We start from the raw sequence: 18,906 nt of genomic DNA on the forward strand, positions 1-18,906 counted from the left end.
GTCGTCCACACCGAGACGAACGGTAACCGACGCTCTCCGTCCAATCGTCCCCTGACCAACTGTCCCCGACCAACCGTTCCAGAACTCACCGATGTCCGCCATCCAGATACCGCTCCCGACGATCGCCCACTGGCCGCCCGGCGATCGAAACGCCACTCTCCTCCCCCACAGCCGATGAATCGCCGGACGTTTCTCCGATCGGTGGGGGTGATCGGCGCTGTCGGGACGAGCGGCTGTGCGGCACAGCTCAACCCGGTCGCCGAAACACCGACGCCGGAGCTCACGCCGACGCCCGAACCACCAGCAACCCGTGCGGGGACGGCACTCACCGGGATGTATCCCGGCGGGCCGAACCGCGAGGACGCGATCGCGAACCTCGGGCTGTACACGGAGTGGCTCGACCAGCCGCCCGCGGTCGCGGTCGTGTTCGTCGACGGGCTGATCCCCGACGGCGCGAAGCAGGGGTTCGTCGAGGGACCGCTGACCGACATCTGGAACGCGGGCCACGTTCCCATGATCACGTGGCAGCCGTTCGCACAGGCGAAACAGCAAACGAGCGAGACCGTCGAGCGCGCGATCGCCGCGGGCGAACACGACGACCACCTGTCGTCGTGGGCGACGCTGCTCGAAGCGTGGGCCCGGCCGTACGGCGACCGCACGCGCGGACGGCGGTTTTACTTCCGACCGGCCCACGAGATGAACGGCAGCTGGTTCCCGTGGAGCGCGGTCGATTCCTCCCGGATCGACACGACCGTCACGCCCGCCCTGAACGGCTCCGGCAGCGCGAACGGGAGCGGTGGCGAGAGCCCGGCAGCCGGAACTCCGGAGGACTACGTCGAGATGTGGCGGCGGCTCTACGACGCGTTCGGGCGGACCGACCTCGACGCGACGAACGTCCAGTGGGTCTGGGCGGTCAACGCCGACGAGGTCGGTGGCATCCGGATGGAACGGTACTACCCGGGCGACGAGTACGCCGACTGGGTCGGCCTCGATGGGTTCAACTTCGGTGGGAGTCAGTCGTATTCGCGCTGGCGCACGCCCGAAGAACTGTTCGACCCGATGCTCGGCCGACTGCGCGAACTGACCGACAAGCCGGTGACGCTGACCGAGTTCGCGACGAGCTCGTTCACGGGATCGAAAGGCGACGGCGAGTATCGACCCGCGCGAAAAGCCGAATGGATCGAGGCAGCCTACGAGTACGTCGCCGCAAACGATATCAAGATGACCTGCTGGTTCAATGTCGACAAAAGCGGGACCGACGAGGCCGACTGGGCGGTGTTCGGCGGCGAACGCGGCACCGAACAGGCGTCGGTCTCGGGCACGGAGTACGCCGCGTACGCCGCCTACAACCGGACGGTTTCCGGCGACGACTTCCTGGGTGCGCTGCCCGACTACCCGCCGCTGCTGACCGACGCGGAGTTCGCCGGCACGTTCTGAGTGAGTCACTGCTTCCCGTCTCTATCGGTTTCCGTCCCGCTGAGAGCCACTCGTCCGACGACACATGTCCGATCCTGCCGACGCCTGCTCCTCAGCCGGCGTCGATCCCGTCACACTCGCCGACGATGTGGATCGCGTCCCGCGGCAGCGATAGCCGAACCCGTTCGCGGTCGTCGAGGCCCAGCCGGTCGTAGTCGGGCGGCGACAGCGTGGCCTGAACTACGTCGTCCGTGCCCGCCGGCGTGACGTCGATGCGGTAGCCGTCGCCCTCGAACACCCGACGTTGAACGTCTCCACGCAGCCCGTTCTGCCCGTCGGCAGCGAGATCGTCGACCACCGTGACGTACTCGGGACGGATACAGAACCAGACCGCCTCGCCGACCGGGTACTCGTGGTCGACAACGTCGAATCGGTGATCAGCCCATTCGAGAGCGGGAGTCCCCTTCTCCGCCGCGATCCGTGCCCGGAACAGGTTGGTGCTGCCGGTGAACGACGCGACGAACGGCGTCGTGGGCCGGGCGAACACCTCGCTTGGCGTGTCGCATTGCTGTATCGCGCCGTCCTTCACGACGGCGAGCTGGTCGCCGATCGCCGTCGCCTCGTGCTGGTCGTGGGTGACGTACACGACTGGAATCGAAAGCGACGACAGGAGTGGCCGGAGTTCGTCGCGGAGCCGGCGCTTGATCGGCGCGTCGAGGTTGGCGAGCGGCTCGTCGAGCAACAGCGCCGCGGGGTCGGCGGCGAGCGAGCGCGCGAGCGCGACCCGCTGGCGCTCCCCTCCCGAAAGCGTCGCCGCTCGCTGGTCGAGCACGTCGCCGATTTCGAGCGTATCGGCGAGATCGTCGATGTTCTCCGTGGACGCCGCGGCGTACGCGACGTTCTCTCGGGCGGTCATATGCGGGAAGAGCGCTCCATCCTGAAACACGAGCACCGTCCCGCGATCCTCCGGCACACGGCCGGTGAGCTCTCTGCCGTTCAGCGTGATCGTTCCGGCGTCGGGGTCGGTGATCCCCGCAACCGCCGAGAGCAGCGTCGTTTTTCCACACCCCGACGGCCCGAGCACCGAGAGCACCTCCTCGTCGACCGCGAGATCGATCGGTCCGAGGTCGAACGCACCGTACGACTTCGTCAATCCGTCGATTGCGAGCATCTCAGTCCCAGGGGTTCGACGCGATGGTGTTGAGAATCACGAGCGCCGCGACCGCGATGACCACGAGAATGATCGCCACCGGATAGGCTCCATCGAGGCCGACCGAGACGAACGACACCCAGATCTGGACCGGCATCGTCCGGGGGTAGTACGCCAGCATCATGGTCGCGCCGAACTCGCCCATCGCGCGCGCAAAGGCGAGCGTCACGCCGGCGAGGATGCCTGGCGCGGCGAGCGGCAGCGTCACCCGGCGGGCGGTCGTCCAGCGGTTCTTCCCGAGCGAGCGCGAGGCGTGTTCGAGGGTTCGATCGACGCTCTCGAAGGCCGCCTTCGCCGTCACCACCACGAACGGCGAGGCGACGAACGTCTGGGCGAGCACGATTCCGGCGAGCGATCGCGTGAGTGGGAACCCGGCGTCGACCGCGGCCGCGCCGATCGGCGCGCTCGGCCCGAACACGGTCAGCAGGACGATCCCGCTCACCGTCGGTGGGAGCACCAGCGGCAGGATCACGGCCGCGAGCACCGCGTTCGTCCACCGCGCCTCGCTCCGGGCGAGCCAGTACGCGAGCGGCAGCCCGAACACCGTCGCGATGACCGCGCTGATCGAGGCCGACAGCAGCGAGGTGGTCGCCGCGTTCACCACCGTCGGGTCGCCCATCCGACCGATGACCTCTCCGATGGGAACCGAGAGAAACAGCGACACCAGCGGCGCGAGGTAGTAGAGACAGAGGACGCCGCCGAGCACCAGCGCGACGGTGAGCCAATCGATCGTCGGCGTTGCCGTCTCTGACTCCGTCGAGCGCGTCGCCATCTCAGAGCAAGACCGTGATATCCGACACCGCCGAGGACTGTTCTATCGGTGCTGTGCGCTGCCGTGACTGATTCGCCGACCGAGCCGCATTCGATCGGCTGTCGGGCTGCTTCGCGCTTGTGTTGGCTCCGCTCGCCCGACCGACCGCCTCCATGACGCGCTCGGGGACCGCTCCCTCGAAGGTCGGGAACTGCTCGCGCTGGACGAATCCGTGCTCGTCGAGATAGCTGCCGGTCGTGTGAACGTCGAACACCTCTAGGGCAGCGTCGCTCATCCTGCGGATGGTCGATCCGTAGCTGATGGGGCCACCCTGGATCTCCCGTCCGTTCGGAAGGCTGTACGAAACCGTCGCGTACCACTCCTCGTCGTACTGCGGGTTGCTGAGGTCGATCTCGTCGGGGAGGTCGATGTACTCGTACCCGCGCTCGACGGCCATGCTGCGGTAGGCGATCGCGGCGTCGATCGAGCCGGTCTCGAACTGGCTGATCAGCGCGGTCTCGGGATAGATCTGGTCGTTCTCCAGCACTCTTTCCTCGAGGTTCGACGCGTCGTCGTAGTACCGTGAGGCGAGTTCGAGCATAAATAGTGCCCGGTAGCCGAGCGGGTCCTGTTTCGGATCGGTACGACCGATGTCGACCGCACCGTTCGCCAGCGGTTCGTACCACCGCTTCTTCCCGGCGTCGGCGAGGCGTTGGCCGCCCTCTGTGTCCGGATTGTACGCGAGCACGACGGCGTTGCTCGTGAACACCGAGTGCCACGCCGGAGAGAGCGGCTGCTCGAACAGCGCCACGTCGGCGACGCTCACGATGTCGGGGTCGCGTTTGCCTTCGGCGATCATGCGGGCGACGGTCGCCGACCCGTGTGCCTCGATCGTCACTGGCACGTCGACTGCGGGTTCGAGCCCGTTCGTCAGTGCGTTCTGCAGGCTCCCCGCCGAGAGGATCGCGATCGATGCGGACGTGCCACCACCGCTCTCGCGGCCGCTCCCGACACAGCCGGCCGCTCCCGCGACTCCCATCGCTCCGACGCTCCCGAGGAACGCTCGCCGCGAACATCCCTGCAAGCGTTGTTCCGGCGCGGACACAACTCCGTTATCGCAATCCGGACATAAAGCTCTTGCTCGCGGATCACGAGAGCGGGGTATGGACGCGGGGTTCGAGGCACGCTTACAGACCGACGGCGCGTCGTTCGAGGCGGCGGATGCGGCGCTGTTGCGCGCCGTCGACGAACACCGGTCGCTCAACGCGGCCGCCGACGCTCTCGGACGGTCGTTCTCACGCGCTCACAAGCGAATCACGGTCCTCGAAGACGAGTTCGGCGCGCTCGTCGAGCGCCAGCGCGGTGGGGTCGGCGGGGGCGGCAGCGAACTCACCGACGCTGCACACGACCTGCTCGCACGCTTCGACCGCCTCCAAACGGCGTACACCGGCACTGCTACCGTCGAGGAGACTGTTCTCCGAGGTCAGGTCATCGACCGTGACGGCGAGCTGGCGACCGTCGAGACGGCTGCCGGGACGGTGCGCGCGCTGGCTCCCGAGGCCACAGAGCGAGTTCAGGTGACGCTGCGGGCCGACGCCGTCACGCTCCACGCGCCGGACGACATCCCGGAGACGGGTGAGATGAGCGCCCGCAATCGATTCCGTGGTACCGTGGTCGATCTCGATCGTGGCGAGACGATCGTCCGCACCGGTGTCGATATCGGGGCTACGGAGCCGCTGGCCGTGCTCGTGACCCACGACGCGCTCGCGGCGCTCGACCTCGTGGCCGGCGATTCGGTCGTCGCGTCGTTCAAGGCGACGGCGACCCGCGCGACGGCCGTCGAGTGACCTGCGGGATAACTGCTCTTCTCGAACCAGACCGGAGCCGCCTTTTCCGACCGTCTTCGCCGGTATCAACCTCTCTGATCAACTGCCGATCCGTGGATCACCGATGGTATTGATATCGTGGTATGAAATTTATTACTGTGTGGATAGCGTGATCTCGCGGCTTGATACCATCAGGACTGATTTCGGTGAGTCGGCCCGTGAACGCCACTACTCATCGAAGATCGCCCACTAGTTTTACGACGAGGGTCCTGCCAGCGAACGTACGGCTGGCACTGATCCGGTTTGGGTGGTGTCCGTCTGACTGTGCGATAAGACAGTCACCTCGATCCGATGTCCAGCGACCGCTGGGTATGCACATTGTTCAGAGCAACTGCTGGCCACGGTAACCACTGAACTCTGACAGAGCTACTCGCTTCCTTCGCTGCGTGAAAAGTGTCTGTCTGATCTCACCAAACTCTTGGATCGAGCGATGGAAACACCCAATAAATCATAGAGCACTATATTGAAATTCCAGCGAGAGTCGAGCGTTTCCCTGACTGGAGAACGACGACACGATCGGCCGCGACGCACGAACCCTTTTGTCGGCCTGGACGAACCTCACGACATGACACGGGCGGTCGGGTACGAGCCGCGGAGCGTCAAACAGCTCCTCGCGGAGATGAAAGACATCGCAGAGCTGATGATCGACCTCTCGTACTCCGCCGTCCTGCTGCGGAGCGATGCGGTCGCGGAGGCCGTCCTCGACCTCGAAGCCGAGATGGACGTGCTCCAGCTCCGGACCCGGATGAGCCTGCTGATGGCCGCCCGGAGCACCGACGATGCGGAGGCGCTCGCACCGGTGCTCGGGATCGTGGGGGCGACCGAGAAGATCAGCGACGCGACCGGCGACATCGCGAAGGTCGTCGTCGAGGACATCGGACTGCCGCCCGCGATACGCGCCGCGCTCCCCGCAGCGGTCGAGACGCTGGTTCGCGCCCGCGTCGCCCCCGACGCGCGCTTCGCCGACGCAGCCCTCGGCGAGATCGATCTCGAAAGCGAGACCGGCGTGCGCGCGATCGCGATCCGGCGTGCGGGCGAGTGGCTGATGAACCCCGACCGCGAGACGCACCTCCGCCCGGACGACGCCGTGTTCTTCCGCGGTCCCGAAGAGGGGATCGCGGGCGTCTATCGGAGCACCACCGGCGAGCATTACGCGCCGCCGGACGCCCCCGAGCCCAGTATCGCCGACCTCGATCGCGCGATGGATTCGGTGGTGTTGATGAAAAACATGAGCGAGCTCGGTGTCGATCTCGCCTACGGCGCGGTGCTGTTCGACAGCGAGGACCTCGCGCGCGAGGTGGTGAGTTTGGAGGCCGAGGTCGACCAACTCCAATCGCGCTTCGAGGCGTGGACGCTGCAAGCGGCCGCGAAGGTCGACGATCCGGTGTCGCTCCGTGGGCTCGTCCACCTCGCCAGGAGCACTGAGGTCATCTCGGACGCAGCGGTCGAGATCAGCGAGGGCGTGCTTCGGGGGCTCGGCTCGCATCCGGTGATCGCGGAGGCCGTCAAGGAGTCCGACGAGGTCATCGTCCGGCTGACCGTCGCGCCCGACAGCGATCTCGACGGCGCGACACTCGGCGGCCGGATGGTTCGGACCGAGACCGGCATGGGCGTGATCGCGGTCCGGCGGACGACCCATGAGGCCGTTACTGTCGAATCAGTGACCGACGAGTCGGTGACCGAAGTGCGGGACGACTGGATCGTTTCGCCCGGGCCGGACACCGAACTCGCCGCCGGCGACGTGCTGCTCGCGAAGGGGCCGCAGACGGCGGCCGAACGACTCCGGACGCTCGCCGGCGCGATGTCGTAATCAGTCCCGATCCTCGTCGTCTTCATCCGGATCGTCTCGGTCGTCTGCATCGTGATCGTCGTCGTCCGCATCGTCTCCGTCGTTTCTACCTGAGTCACCGACGAACGGAAGCGACGATCGCCAGTCGACGAGAGCGTGAACGAGACTGCCGCCGAGCAGACCGACGGCTAGTAGCCCGAACAGTATCGGTTCCGGCATGCTCCGGCGTTCGCTCCACGGATTGAAAAGAAACCGACACATGACGATTTCGCTGACTACTGCGAGGACGACGCACCGAGCGCACGCAGGCGTCGGCCGTTTCGCTCCGTCATGGTCGGCTATTGCTCGCGGGCGAGTCGGTAGGCGGATATCAGCGTCAGGGTCACCGTCACGAGCGCCGCGCTGCCGAACGCGAGCGTCACGGCGAGGACGACAAAGAGCAGCGGCGAGCCGCGCGTGTCGGCCGCTGGCCCCGCGAGTTCGAGCACGCGATAGGCGTAGGCGAGGACCGCGACCGCGACGCCGGCCGCGAGCCCGATCTTCGCGTTGCGCGGGACCGACAGCGCCGCGGCGAACTCCGCGGTCGGCGGGCGTTCCGGAGCGTCGTTCGACACGTTCTTCCTCCCAGCGGCGGGCCCAAATCCCCGTTGATTCGGCGCGGATATCGAACGCCTCAAGAACGTTCGGCGGCCGTCATCGAACGATGACGAGCCTCGGAACCGCGAGCGCGGCTCCCGGTGAGATCGACACCGGGCGGCTGTCGGTCGGCGAGACCCGCGATGGGAGCCCGCTGGGACTGCCGGTCTGTGTCGTCAACGGCGCAGCCGACGGCGACACCCTCTACATCCAGGCCGCGAGCGACGGCGACGAACTCAACGGCGTCGGCGTCGTGCGCTCGCTGGTTCCACAGCTCGATCCTGACGACCTCGCTGGAACGGTTCTGGTCGTCGGGATCGTCAACCTCCACGCCTTCCAGGTGGCCGAACACCGCAACCCGATCGACGATACCAAGCTCAATCGGGCCTTTCCGGGCGACGAGCACGGCTCCTCCTCCGAACGCATCGCCGCCGCCGCCTTCGAGGCCGCCACCGGCGCGGATCTCGTGCTCGATCTCCACCAGGGCTCGACGAGTCGGATGATCCACGAGACCCGCGTGCGGTGTGGCCCGCGCCACCACCTCCACAGCGAGTGTCTCGAACTCGCCAAAACATTCGATTGCGGCCACATCTTGGACCAGAAGGGCCCCGACGGCCAGCTCGCCCGCGCCGCCCCCGATGAGGGCGTTCCGACGATCGATCCCGAGCTCGGCGGTGCGGTCGGGCTCGACGAAGAGAGCGTCGCGATCGGCGTTGAAGGGATCTTCAACGTGCTCACCGCGTACGGGTTCCTCGATGGCGACGTCGATCCCGGCGATCAGGTCCGTGCGACCGGGTTCGAGCAGTACGGCGCGCCCGCCGGCGGCCTCGTCGATTTCGCACCCGATCTCGGCGAGCACGTCGAACAGGGCGACCGGCTCTTCCACGTCACCGATGCGTTCGGCACGGTGCAAGCCGAGACCACCGCCGACGTCGACGGCGTGTTCTGGCGGACCCGCCGACTCCCACAGGTCGCCACCGGCGAGTACGTCTGCTCGGTCGGGACCGATATCGATCGCTTCTAGCCACTTTTTTACTGCGGGGGTCGCGCTCGCTACGCTCGCTTGACCCCCGCTTGTAAAAACCTGTTCTGCCGAGCGAAGTGAGGCAGAGCTCGGAAGACGAGCGGTGAGAGGCGCGACCGACGGGAGCGCCTCAATGCGAACGGCGAGGAACGAGCCGTGAGCGAAGCGAGTCTTCCGGTGGACTAAAAACACCCGCTCGCTCACTCCGTTCGCTCGCGGTGGGGTCGCTGGCACTTTCCGCAAACCGCACAGCACCGCCCAAGCCCTCAGTCGCTTCGCTCCTTCGCCCTCGATCCACCAGGAGAGCAAAGCTCTCCTGAGCCTCGTGGTTCGAAAATCAGAGATTTTCGTCACTAAGCGGGAGCGAAGCTGCCACGAGGTCCAAAAGAGCCAACGGCTCTTTTGAAGATCACGAAAGACGCGAAGCGTCTTTCGAACGAACTCGCTTTGCTCGTCGAGACGCCAGGTCCGCGCCGCACCGCCTCGCAACCGCCACCTACTGGTTCACCGCGCCCAGTTCATCAACCATGCCCACCGACCTCCGCTGTCCTGTCTGCGGAAACAGCTACGCCGACCACTGGCGCTGCGAGTGCGATCACCCGCTCGATTTCGCCACCCAGCCACTGCCGGACGGCCCCGCGCCCGCGTTCGCCGATCTCGACACCCGCGACGGACTCTGGGCGTTCGCGGACTTCCTCCCGATCGAACGGGCGGCCGATCTCGGCGCGGGCTGGACGCCGATCGTCGATAGCGAGGGACGCCTTCCCGCGGAAAGCCGGCCATCGGCCGGCGATGCGCCCGAGTGGAACGCGACCTTCAAACTCGAATACGTCTCGCCGACGGGGAGCTTCAAGGATCGCGGCGCGGCGACGACGATCGCGCGCGCGATCGAGTGCGGGGCCGACCGCGTGATCGAGGACTCTTCGGGCAACGCCGGAACCGCGATCGCGACCTACGCTGCCCGCGCGGGCCTCGACAGCGAGATCTACGTACCGGCCGACGCGAAGGCCGCGAAGCTCCGAGCGATCGAGCGCACGGGGGCCGACGTCGTGCGAGTGGAGGGCACCAGAGCGGCCGTCACAACGGCCGCGATCGAGAACGTCGAGAACGATGCGGGCTGGTACGCGAGCCATGCGTGGAACCCTGCCTTCTTCGCCGGCACCGCGACGTTCGCGCTCGAACTCGCCGCCCAGTGCGACTGGCAGGTGCCGGACGCGATCGTCTCCCCGCTCGGCCACGGTACCCTCTTTCTGGGGGCGTACCGGGGCTTTCGCGCGCTTCACGAGGCCGGCTGGACGGACGAGATGCCGCGACTGCTCGGCGCCCAGGCCGCCGGCTACGCACCCATCGTCGACAGACTCGACGGCCACACCGACCCCGACGACCCGAACGATCTCGCCGACGGCATCCAGATCCGCGACCCTGTCCGGATCGAGGCGATCTGCGAGTCGATCCAGGCCACCGATGGCGACGCCATCGCGATCGACGCCGAGACCACCCGTGAGGAACACGAGCGGCTCGGCCGAGCGGGCTTCGATGTCGAGCCGACGTGTGCGGTCGCGCCGGCCGCGCTCCACGAGTACCGCGAGCGCGGAGTCGTGGACGACACCGATCACGTGGTCGTTCCGCTGACGGGGGCGGGATCGAACGCGTGACTGGGGCTCGTGATTCGGAGTGGAATACGATACATCCCCGGTCCGAACGGCGCTATCTGCTCTGATCGCCGGTTTCGTTCCTTGGGACGCGAGCTTCGTCTTTCCCGGAGTGGTATGCTTGTGGAGCCCGAATTAACCCCGACACCAGCCAGAAGAGCAGATAACCGATGCCTGCGAGATACACCAACAAGAGTAGATTTCGAACCAATGCCGGCAGCCAGTTGGTGGGGACGAGTAGAGACAGCAAAAGCAGTAGTCCCAGTGTTCGTCTCAGCGACAGCGCGCGTCCCATGTGGAGTAGTGACGACCGTTCTCAAAAAGGGTGATCCTGTGCGGACCCAGAGAGCGGCTGTTGTTTGGAGACGGCTCACAGCAGCTCGTCGAGCCGATCGACGCTGGTTTCGATATAGCCCCAGTCGTTGGTGAACACTTCGAGCGAGAGCGTGCCGGTCCAGCCGTTCCGGAGTGGCTCGAACACCCGGTCGAAATCGATGGTGCCCGCGCCGAACGGGAGATGTTCGTCCTTCGGCATGCGAGTGTCGTTCAGATGGAGGTGGCCAACCCGATCGCCGTGTTCGTCGAGAAAGTCGGCCATTGCCGTTGCGTCCATTCCGTTCATCCGCGCGTGGCCGGTGTCGAGGGTCATGCTCGCGTCGGTTGCCTCGAACAGTCGCGGGAACCGCTCGGCGGGAAAGAACTCGCCGGCGACGTTCTCGACGCAGAGTTCGAAGTCGCGGTCGCGACCGAACGTGTCGAGGTCGTGGATCGACGAAAGGAGGTTTTCGTGGAGGAGGTCGTGCTCCCACGCCGGCGGCCACGCGTCGGTGCTCGCGTGAACGACACCTTTCTCCGCCCCGCATTCGATGGCGGTCTCGATCGCCGCGAGGAGTTCGCGGAGCGCGCCCTCGCGGACGTGCTGAAACGGCGAGGCGATGTCGAGCCGGAAGGGGAGATGTACCGCGAGATCGAGCCCCCGTTCGTCCGCGAGCGCGCGCACTCGATCGGCCTCGTCGGCGAGCGCACTGCGCTCGTGCGCACCGTCCATCATCAGTTCCACATAGTCGAGCCCGAGCGCGTCGGCATGCTCGAACGCTTTTTCATACTCCATCCCGAGCTGAGTGACGAACCCCCGGCGGATCGCGTTCATACCGCGCCTACGTGACGCTCCTTCTTAACCACTCCCGGGGACGAGGGTTCCCTCTGTCACCGCTCGGGATGGATCGGTGCGTCGAACCCACCCCTGACGAGGGGTTTGGCGATGTGGCGGCGCGCACACGGCGGCACCTCGTACCAGCCGAGTTCGAGATCGCGCTCGATCGTGCGCTCGATCTTTCCATCCTGACTGGTCCCGCAGTCCCGACACCGATACCCCTGGTCGCGGCCAGCACTCTTCATCGACCGCTCGCAGTCCGGACACGACGGTACCGCGGGTTCGGTCGTCACGAGATCACGGACGGCGAACTTCTCGAGTTTCAGGGTTCCGTCCGAGACCTCGCCACAGACGGTGAGGCGATCCCCGACCCGGAGCGCGCGCACGCGATCCCGGAACCGTTTCGTCGGTTCGAACGCGGCACACGCGAGCGACGCGTCACCGTCTTCGAGACCGACGAAGACGTGTCCGCCCCGCCGAGTCTCGGGCGGCGTCGCGACCGTTACCGAAACACGGTAGGCCCGCCCGTCGCGGAGTTCGCCCACGCTTCCCTCGCGGAGGTGGGCGTCGGTCCCCTGATTCGTGACGAATACACCTGTTCGCTCGATCGGTTCGCTCTCGATCCGGTCGGCGACGCCGCGCACGACCTCGGGATCGTCGCCTCGGATACCGTAGAGAATCGGTCCGGGAGCGTGGGGCACGCACACCGAACTCCCCTCGTCGCGGTCGACGGTGTCCCACGCCGCCGGATACCCCCAGTCGGCGGCCGCGAACACCGACTCGTGATCGACCTCGCGCGGCGTGCCTCGCCGGTGGGCCTCGCGGTACGCGATGTGCTCGTGGGTCCACTCGTCGAACGCCGCCCACGACCCAACCGCGGCGAGCGCGCCGATCAGCCCTCTCGCTTCCTTCCAGTCGGCGTGGCGATACCCGGCAGTCTCGATCAGCCGACGCGCCTCGTCGATCGTGAGGCGCTCGCGGACGGCCCGACGGGCGAACTCGACGACCTTCTCCGACACCGCTTCGTCGGGCGCGACCACGACACCCGGATTCGTTCGGGGGCCGTCGGTTGCCGCCAGCGTCTCGACCGCCTCGCGGGCGATGGTGAGCCCACGCTCGGCGTCGAGGTCGGTATGAATCGCGAGCGCTGCGTTCCCTCGCGTCTTGTGCTCGATCGCGGGGTTCAGTCGGACGAGTACCTGGCGCTCGACGGCACCATCCTCCCCGCGGACGCGTGCCGCCACTCGCGCGGCGAGATACGTCGTACACATCCCCCGCTCGCGCGAGTCGGTGTCGTCGATACCGATGACGGTCACACCCTTCCCACGACCCCGGCGGACAACCGCGTTCCGGCTCGGATCTCGTATATAAATCTACCGACGAGCGTGGCAGTAATCGCCGGAAGAGAGGGATATAGCGACGGCACAACCACTATATACGTGGCGATACTTACGTACGCCCATGTCACGGTCCGCACTGGTCGGCAACGTGACCGCGATGCTGGAGGACGCGGGGTTCCTCGTCAGCGACCGGTGTGCGGTCCGCCCGAAGAGCTTCGATGTCGCCGCGCGTCGCGGCGACGAGCTCCTCCTCGTGAAGATCCTCGGCAACATCGACGCGTTCGACGGCACCACCGGGGTCGAGATGCGCCGACTCGGCGGATTCCTCGACGCGACGCCCATGGTCATCGGGCTGCGGACGCGCGACGAGGAGCTGAAACCGGGCGTGATGTATCTCCGCCACGGCGTGCCCGTTCTCAGCCCCGACACCGCGCTCGATCTGTTCGTCGAGGAGGTGCCGCCGATGATCTACGCCGCGCCCGGCGGGCTCTACGTGAACATCGACGGTGAGGTGCTCGCCGACGAACGCGAGGATCGCGACTGGAGTCTCGGCCGGCTCGCCGACGAGCTCGGCGTCTCGCGGCGCACGGTCTCGAAGTACGAGGACGGGATGAACGCCTCGGTCGAGGTCGCCGCGCGGATGGAAGACCTCCTCGATGCGCCGCTCGCGAACCCGGTCGACGTGCTCGACGGCGCGGACGAGATCACAGAGGAGGACTCGACCGATGCGACCGACGCTCCCGACACCGACGACGAGGGCCTCGTCGCGGTGCTGACGCGAGTCGGCTTCGACGTCCATCCGACGACCCGCGCGCCGTTCAAGGCCGTCAGCGAGGACGACGGCGGGGCCGAGAACGTGCTCACCGGCCACTCCGCCTTCACGCGGACCGCCGAGAAGCGCGCCCGGATCATGAGTTCGCTCGGCACCGTGACCCGCACGCGATCGGTGTACGTGGTCGACGACGCCTCGCGCGACGCCGTCGACGACACCGCGCTGATCGAGCGCGAGGAGATCGCGGCGATCGACGATCCCGACGCGCTCCGCGACCTGATCCGCGAGCGTGCGAAGTCCGCCTAGAACCCACCTTTTTACTTCAGGGTGGTTCGAAAATCGCTACGCGATTTTCGTCAGTGCAAGAAATCGAAGATTTCTTGCTTGCAATCAGAACGCTTCGCGTTCTGATGACATCACGAGACGGCGAAGCCGTCTCGAACGAGTTCGCGCCCTCCGGGCGCTCAACCCCTCGTAAAAACCTGTCCTGCCGAGCACAGCGAGGCAGGGCTCGGAAGACGCGAAGCGTCTTCCGGTGGACCAAAAACACCCGCTCACTCGCCTCCGGCTCGTTCGCGGTAGGATTGCTGGCGCTCTCCGCACTGTCCCGCACCCGCACAGCACCGCCCGAGCCCTCGCTCCCTCCAGTCGCTCGCCCTCGATCCACCAGGAAAGCTCCGCTCTCCTGAGCCTCGACTCACTCCGTTCGTCGAGACGCCAGGACCGCAGCCGCCCCGCGGCCGCCGGCCGCACCGCCACCGCGGCTCAGTAACGCCTTTGCGCCCGGCCGGCCAATCCGGCGCATGAACCGCTCGACCTCGCGCGATCTTTACGACCGCGCGCTCGACGTGCTGCCCGGCGGCGTGAACTCCTCGGTCCGCGCAACCCGACCCTACCCGGCGTTCGTCGAGCGCGGCGACGGGGGCCACGTCATCGACGCCGACGGCAATCGCTACATCGACTACGTGATGGGCTACGGGCCGCTCCTGCTCGGTCACGATCTCCCCGAGTCGGTCCAGGCGGCGGTGCAGTCAACGCTGAGCGAGGGCCCGATGTACGGCGCACCGACCGAGATCGAGGTCGAACTCGCGGAGTTCGTCGCCCGCCACGTCCCGAGCGTCGAGATGTGCCGGTTCGTCAACAGTGGGACGGAAGCCACCGTCTCCGCCGTGCGACTCGCCCGCGGGTACACCGGCCGCAAGAAGATCGTGGTGATGCAAGGCGGCTATCACGGCGCACAGGAGTCCACGCTGGTCGAGGGCTCGCCCGACGATCCACGGCCGTCCTCGCCCGGCGTCCCACAATCATTCGCCCAGCACACGATTCCGGTTCCGTTCAACGATCAAGAGGCGATCGAAGCGGTCTTCGAGGCCCACGGCGACGAGATCGCCGCGGTCCTGACTGAACCGCTGCTCGGCAACACCGCGAGCGTGCTGCCCGTCGAAGGCTACCACGAGCGCCTGCGCGAACTCTGTGACGAGTCCGGCGCGCTCCTGATCTTCGACGAAGTGATGACGGGCTTCCGTGTCGGCGGGCTCCAGTGCGCTCAGGGGAAACTCGGTGTGAAACCCGACCTCACCACGTTCGCGAAGATCGTCGGCGGCGGGTTCCCAGCGGGCGCGATCGGCGGCCCCGCCGAGATCATCGAATCGTTCACGCCCGCCGGCGACGTGTTCCAGTCGGGCACGTTCTCGGGCCACCCGGTCGCGATGGCTGCCGGGCTCGAAACTCTCAGATATGCTGCCGAAAACGACGTCTACGACCACGTGAATCGGCTGGGCGAGAAGCTCCGGACCGGACTCACGGAGATCACCGAGGACCGCGCGCCCGGCTACACCGTCCTCGGCACCGACAGCATGTTCAAACTCGTGTTCACCCGCGGCGACGCCGCCGCCCCTGGCCCGGCGTGCGAGGCGGGCTGCCGTCAGGACCCCGATTGTGACCGATTCGACCGCTGTCCCAAGACCGGTGCTGACGTGGAGCAAAGCGAGACCGAGCGCTGGGAGCGGCTGTTCCGGCCCGCGATGCTCGACGAGGGGATCTTCCTGACCGCGAACCAGATGGAATCCCAGTTCGTGAGCGACGCGCACACCGACGCGGACATCGAGGAAACCCTCGAAGCGTACAAAGCCTACTTCGAGTAGCCGACCCATCGACCGATCGAACGTGCGAGTGGTCGCGTCCGCTAAACGGCCTCCCGCCCCCGAGTCCCAGTGCGGATCTGAGCGGCGTCCTCGACCGACGTGACGAACACTTTGCCATCGCCCGGCTGGCCGGTCGCGGCGCGTTCGATGATCGCTTCGACTACCTCGTCGGCGGCGATGTCGGCCACCACGCACTCGACTTTGACCTTCTGGTGGAGGTCGACGGTGTACTCCTCGCCGCGCCACTGCCCCTTCTTGACGGGCTGGCTCCCCCGCCCGGAGACGTTCGTCACCGTGAGCGATGGCGCGCCGACCTCCGCGAGCGCGCTCTTGACTGCACCGAGCTTGTCGGGCCGGACGACCGCCGTGACCATCTTGATTCCGCCGTCGTTCGCCAACCCGCCGTCGGTCCGAACCTCCTCGTCGGCGGCCGCGTGGACCGCACCGCCGTCGGCGACCGGGCCGCCCGACTCGCCGAGACCGAACTCGGGGTAGGTGTCGACGCCGTGCTCGGAACTGTCGAGCCCATCGCGCTCGTGTTCGGGCGTGACGCGTGCCTGCCCGACCGCCTTTAGCGCGCCGAACACCGCGGCGGTCGCGACGATCGTCCAGCCGGCGATCACGGCGACGCCGATGATTTGGGCTGCGAGCACGTCGAGCGCGAACCCGTCGACCGCGACGAACGGGAACGCGAGTGCGCCGAGCACGCCGGCCGAGCCGTGGACCGGGAACACCGCACAGACGTCGTCGATCCGAAGGCGTTTCTCGACGAACTCGAAGACCAGCGGGAGCTGGATACCAGCGAGTAGGCCGACGGCCACGGCTCCGGGCCAGACGATCGCGTCGGTGATCGAGGTGATCGAGACGAGGCCGGCGAGCATCCCGTTGGCGACGTACAGCGTGTCGACCTTCCGGGTCTTCGCGAACGAGGCCGCGCCAGCACCGATCGCGCCCGCGGCCATCCCGAGGGTGGTCGTGAGCGCGACTCGGCCGACGTAGCTGAACGAGCCGAGCTCTGCGGCCCCGCCGGCCATCGCGAGCGGTGCAGCCGCGGTGCCGACGTTGAAGCCGTACCAGCCGAAGCAGAGGATCAGCGTGCCGAGCACGGCGAAGGACATCGAGTGGCCGGGGATCACGTTCACCGAGCCGTCGTCGCCGTAGCGACCGATCCGCGGGCCGAGCACCCACGCCGCCGTCAGGCCCGCGATCCCGCCCATCCCGTGGACGATCATCCCGCCGGCGAAGTCGTGAAAGCCCACGCCGAGGACGCTTGCGAGAAAGCCGCCGGCCCACGTGAAGCCCGTGACCACGGGGTAGATGATCGCCGCGAGCAGGATCGTGTACGCGACGTACGCCCGGAGCTTACACCGACCCGCGACTGCGCCGCTCACGATCGTGGCGGCGGTCATCGCGAACACCGCGCCGAACAGCCAGCTCACCCACGCGGCCGAGTCGCCGCTCCAGACCGCCGTCAGGTCCGCGAGCGTGGCCCCACTGCCGCCAGTGAGCCCGCCGATGACCGACGAGACGCCCGCACCGACGAGGAAGAAGGCCACGACCCCGATCGACCACGTCAGCATGTTCTTCGTGAGCTGGTTGGCGACGTTCTTCGCGCGGACCTGGCCCGCCTCCAGCATCGCGAACCCCGCGTGCATGAAGAAGATCAGGAACGTGACCGTGAGCACCCACACGAGGTTGACGCTCTCGACCACCGCCTCCATCCCGCTCGCCTGGAGCGGGATCGATCCAGCCTCGATCATTCGCCCACCGCCGAAGTAATCGCTACTATTTTACTACAATTGATGCCGTTTTCGCTGTTTTCGCCCGTGTTCGTCATCCGTCTCACGCTGGGGACGCAGGAAGTGCGATCGTATAACTGTTGGGTTGAAATATGGATATTTGCGCTGGTGTTGGAATGGATATGTCCGTTTTGCGGTACAGTATTATCGATATAAGGTCGTATTCCGGTCGGGAATCGCTCGATATTGGACCGAAAACCGTACGTTCGTCGATTCGATTTCCGGCAGGTGTTGCGCGAGAGCGGCGTCCGCGCCCGAGATCGGGAGTCAGTCGTCGGCCGGTGCGGACTCGACGAGCGTCGCTGGCTCGACGGAGGCGTACCGAACGACCGCATCGAACTGCCCGATCGAGAAGCGTTCGTCCGATGTGATACCGCGTGCGTCGGGCTCGCACAGACGTGTATCGACGAACCGCTTCGCGACGAGGGCTTTCCGGGCGTCGTCCACGCTGTCGATCCGCTCTTGTGCCTCTTTGACGAGAAGTGCGGCGGTGTAGACGTCGAAGACGTAGTTCGCGAGTTTCTTGGCGTGGAGCTGGGCGTACTCCCCGTCGGCCCCGGCGAGGTGGACCAACGACTCCTGAAGCTCGGCGAAGGCGTCCTCGATCGCCGCAGTCGGTTCGTCGAGGCAGGGATGCTCGGCCGCGTCGAGGTTGGCGCGGATCGCGGGCAGGAGAGCCTCGTGGGCGTCCTCGCGGTCGAGCGCCCGGAGCAGGTCGAGCGAGAGGACGTTCGAGGTTCCTTCCCAGATCGGGAGCACCTGGGCGTCACGGAGCAGGCGCGGCGTGACGAACTCACGAACGTACCCGTTGCCGCCGAGCACCTCACACGCGTACGAGGCGGTTTCGACTGCCATCCGCGCGGTCACGTGCTTCGCCACCGGCACGAGCGCGCGCACGAGCTTGAACGCCCGCTCGCCGGCCTCGGTCTCACGCCCCTCGCGCCGGTAGCGGTCGAGGACGCGCGCGCCGTCGAAGGTGAACGCGGCGGCGGCCTCGTAGTCGACGGCCATATCGACGAGATCGCGGCGCATCAGCGGGTAGTCTTGAATGACCTCCCCGAACGCCTCGCGGTTCGCGGCCCGAACTTTGGATTCGAGCAGCGCACGACCCATGATCCCGACCGCGGCGGTGGCGTTCGAGAGGCGCTCGAAGTTGAGCATCTCGGTCATCTGCCGGAACCCGTTCTCGGGTTCCCCTACTAAGAACGCCTCCGCGCCGCGGAATTCGATCTCCCCTGTGGGGACCGAGATCGTTCCGAGCTTGTCCTTCAGCCGGCGGAACAGTGCGTCGTTGACCATCCCGCTCGGTTTGGTGCTGTCTCTTATACACATCT

The 18,906-nt window shown here is 66.8% G+C and carries 16 protein-coding genes; 7 read left to right on the top strand and 9 right to left on the bottom strand.

Annotated features, from left to right (window positions below):
* The first annotated feature begins 174 nt into the window (after nucleotides 1-174).
* Nucleotides 175-1,437, top strand: a complete 1,263-nt coding sequence (locus C450_RS03920; RefSeq protein WP_005040261.1) for a glycoside hydrolase family 26 protein — start codon at nucleotides 175-177, stop codon at nucleotides 1,435-1,437.
* A gap of 91 nt (nucleotides 1,438-1,528) precedes the next feature.
* Here the strand turns inward: C450_RS03920 and C450_RS03925 are convergent, their stop codons facing one another.
* From C450_RS03925 to C450_RS03935, 3 genes are read right to left on the bottom strand one after another with little or no spacing between them, the layout of a single operon-like run.
* Nucleotides 1,529-2,587: an ABC transporter ATP-binding protein gene (locus tag C450_RS03925; RefSeq protein ID WP_005040263.1), complete on the bottom strand. Its 1,059-nt coding sequence runs from the start codon at nucleotides 2,585-2,587 to the stop codon at nucleotides 1,529-1,531.
* A 1-nt stretch (nucleotide 2,588) separates the two neighbouring features.
* Entirely contained in the window at nucleotides 2,589-3,398 is an 810-nt protein-coding gene (locus C450_RS03930; RefSeq protein WP_005040265.1) for a molybdate ABC transporter permease subunit, read from the bottom strand.
* Nucleotide 3,399: 1 nt separating this feature from the next.
* The gene (locus C450_RS03935; RefSeq protein ID WP_241430248.1) at nucleotides 3,400-4,482 is read right to left on the bottom strand and encodes an extracellular solute-binding protein; all 1,083 of its coding nucleotides are present in this window, start codon (nucleotides 4,480-4,482) and stop codon (nucleotides 3,400-3,402) included.
* Between the two features lie 58 nt (nucleotides 4,483-4,540).
* On the opposite strand from C450_RS03935, the gene C450_RS03940 reads away from it, so the two are divergent.
* The gene (locus tag C450_RS03940) at nucleotides 4,541-5,224 is read left to right on the top strand and encodes a TOBE domain-containing protein (protein WP_005040269.1); all 684 of its coding nucleotides are present in this window, start codon (nucleotides 4,541-4,543) and stop codon (nucleotides 5,222-5,224) included.
* 604 nt (nucleotides 5,225-5,828) lie between these two features.
* The gene (locus tag C450_RS03945; RefSeq protein ID WP_005040272.1) at nucleotides 5,829-7,073 is read left to right on the top strand and encodes a potassium channel family protein; all 1,245 of its coding nucleotides are present in this window, start codon (nucleotides 5,829-5,831) and stop codon (nucleotides 7,071-7,073) included.
* Here the strand turns inward: C450_RS03945 and C450_RS03950 are convergent, their stop codons facing one another.
* On the bottom strand, nucleotides 7,074-7,271 hold the full coding sequence (locus C450_RS03950; RefSeq protein ID WP_241430249.1) for a hypothetical protein: 198 nt from the start codon (nucleotides 7,269-7,271) through the stop codon (nucleotides 7,074-7,076). It lies immediately after the preceding gene.
* Between the two features lie 119 nt (nucleotides 7,272-7,390).
* Nucleotides 7,391-7,666: a DUF7536 family protein gene (locus tag C450_RS03955; RefSeq protein ID WP_005040278.1), complete on the bottom strand. Its 276-nt coding sequence runs from the start codon at nucleotides 7,664-7,666 to the stop codon at nucleotides 7,391-7,393.
* An 89-nt stretch (nucleotides 7,667-7,755) separates the two neighbouring features.
* On the opposite strand from C450_RS03955, the gene C450_RS03960 reads away from it, so the two are divergent.
* Both C450_RS03960 and C450_RS03965 read left to right on the top strand, forming a co-directional pair.
* Entirely contained in the window at nucleotides 7,756-8,712 is a 957-nt protein-coding gene (locus C450_RS03960) for a succinylglutamate desuccinylase/aspartoacylase family protein (protein WP_005040281.1), read from the top strand.
* Nucleotides 8,713-9,239: 527 nt separating this feature from the next.
* Nucleotides 9,240-10,367, top strand: coding sequence for a pyridoxal-phosphate dependent enzyme (locus tag C450_RS03965; protein WP_005040284.1), 1,128 nt, complete (start codon nucleotides 9,240-9,242; stop codon nucleotides 10,365-10,367).
* Nucleotides 10,368-10,734: 367 nt separating this feature from the next.
* Here C450_RS03965 and C450_RS03970 read toward each other — a convergent pair whose 3' ends face one another.
* Together C450_RS03970 and C450_RS03975 are read right to left on the bottom strand one after the other, a co-directional pair.
* Entirely contained in the window at nucleotides 10,735-11,514 is a 780-nt protein-coding gene (locus tag C450_RS03970; RefSeq protein WP_005040287.1) for a sugar phosphate isomerase/epimerase family protein, read from the bottom strand.
* Between the two features lie 56 nt (nucleotides 11,515-11,570).
* Nucleotides 11,571-12,833: a tRNA(Ile)(2)-agmatinylcytidine synthase gene (locus C450_RS03975; RefSeq protein WP_005040288.1), complete on the bottom strand. Its 1,263-nt coding sequence runs from the start codon at nucleotides 12,831-12,833 to the stop codon at nucleotides 11,571-11,573.
* A 145-nt stretch (nucleotides 12,834-12,978) separates the two neighbouring features.
* Between C450_RS03975 and C450_RS03980 the strand changes: the two genes are divergently transcribed.
* Complete coding sequence (locus tag C450_RS03980; protein WP_005040290.1) at nucleotides 12,979-13,935, top strand: transcriptional regulator; 957 nt, start codon at nucleotides 12,979-12,981, stop codon at nucleotides 13,933-13,935.
* A 497-nt stretch (nucleotides 13,936-14,432) separates the two neighbouring features.
* The gene (hemL, locus tag C450_RS03985; protein ID WP_005040292.1) at nucleotides 14,433-15,773 is read left to right on the top strand and encodes a glutamate-1-semialdehyde 2,1-aminomutase; all 1,341 of its coding nucleotides are present in this window, start codon (nucleotides 14,433-14,435) and stop codon (nucleotides 15,771-15,773) included.
* Nucleotides 15,774-15,814: 41 nt separating this feature from the next.
* Here the strand turns inward: hemL and C450_RS03990 are convergent, their stop codons facing one another.
* Together C450_RS03990 and C450_RS03995 are read right to left on the bottom strand one after the other, a co-directional pair.
* On the bottom strand, nucleotides 15,815-17,533 hold the full coding sequence (locus C450_RS03990) for an ammonium transporter (protein ID WP_005040293.1): 1,719 nt from the start codon (nucleotides 17,531-17,533) through the stop codon (nucleotides 15,815-15,817).
* 306 nt (nucleotides 17,534-17,839) lie between these two features.
* Nucleotides 17,840-18,906: acyl-CoA dehydrogenase family protein (locus tag C450_RS03995; protein ID WP_275039273.1), on the bottom strand; the 1,067-nt coding region annotated here is incomplete at its 5' end.

Source organism: Halococcus salifodinae DSM 8989 (assembly GCF_000336935.1).
In the GTDB taxonomy this organism is placed as follows: Archaea; Halobacteriota; Halobacteria; order Halobacteriales; family Halococcaceae; genus Halococcus; species Halococcus salifodinae.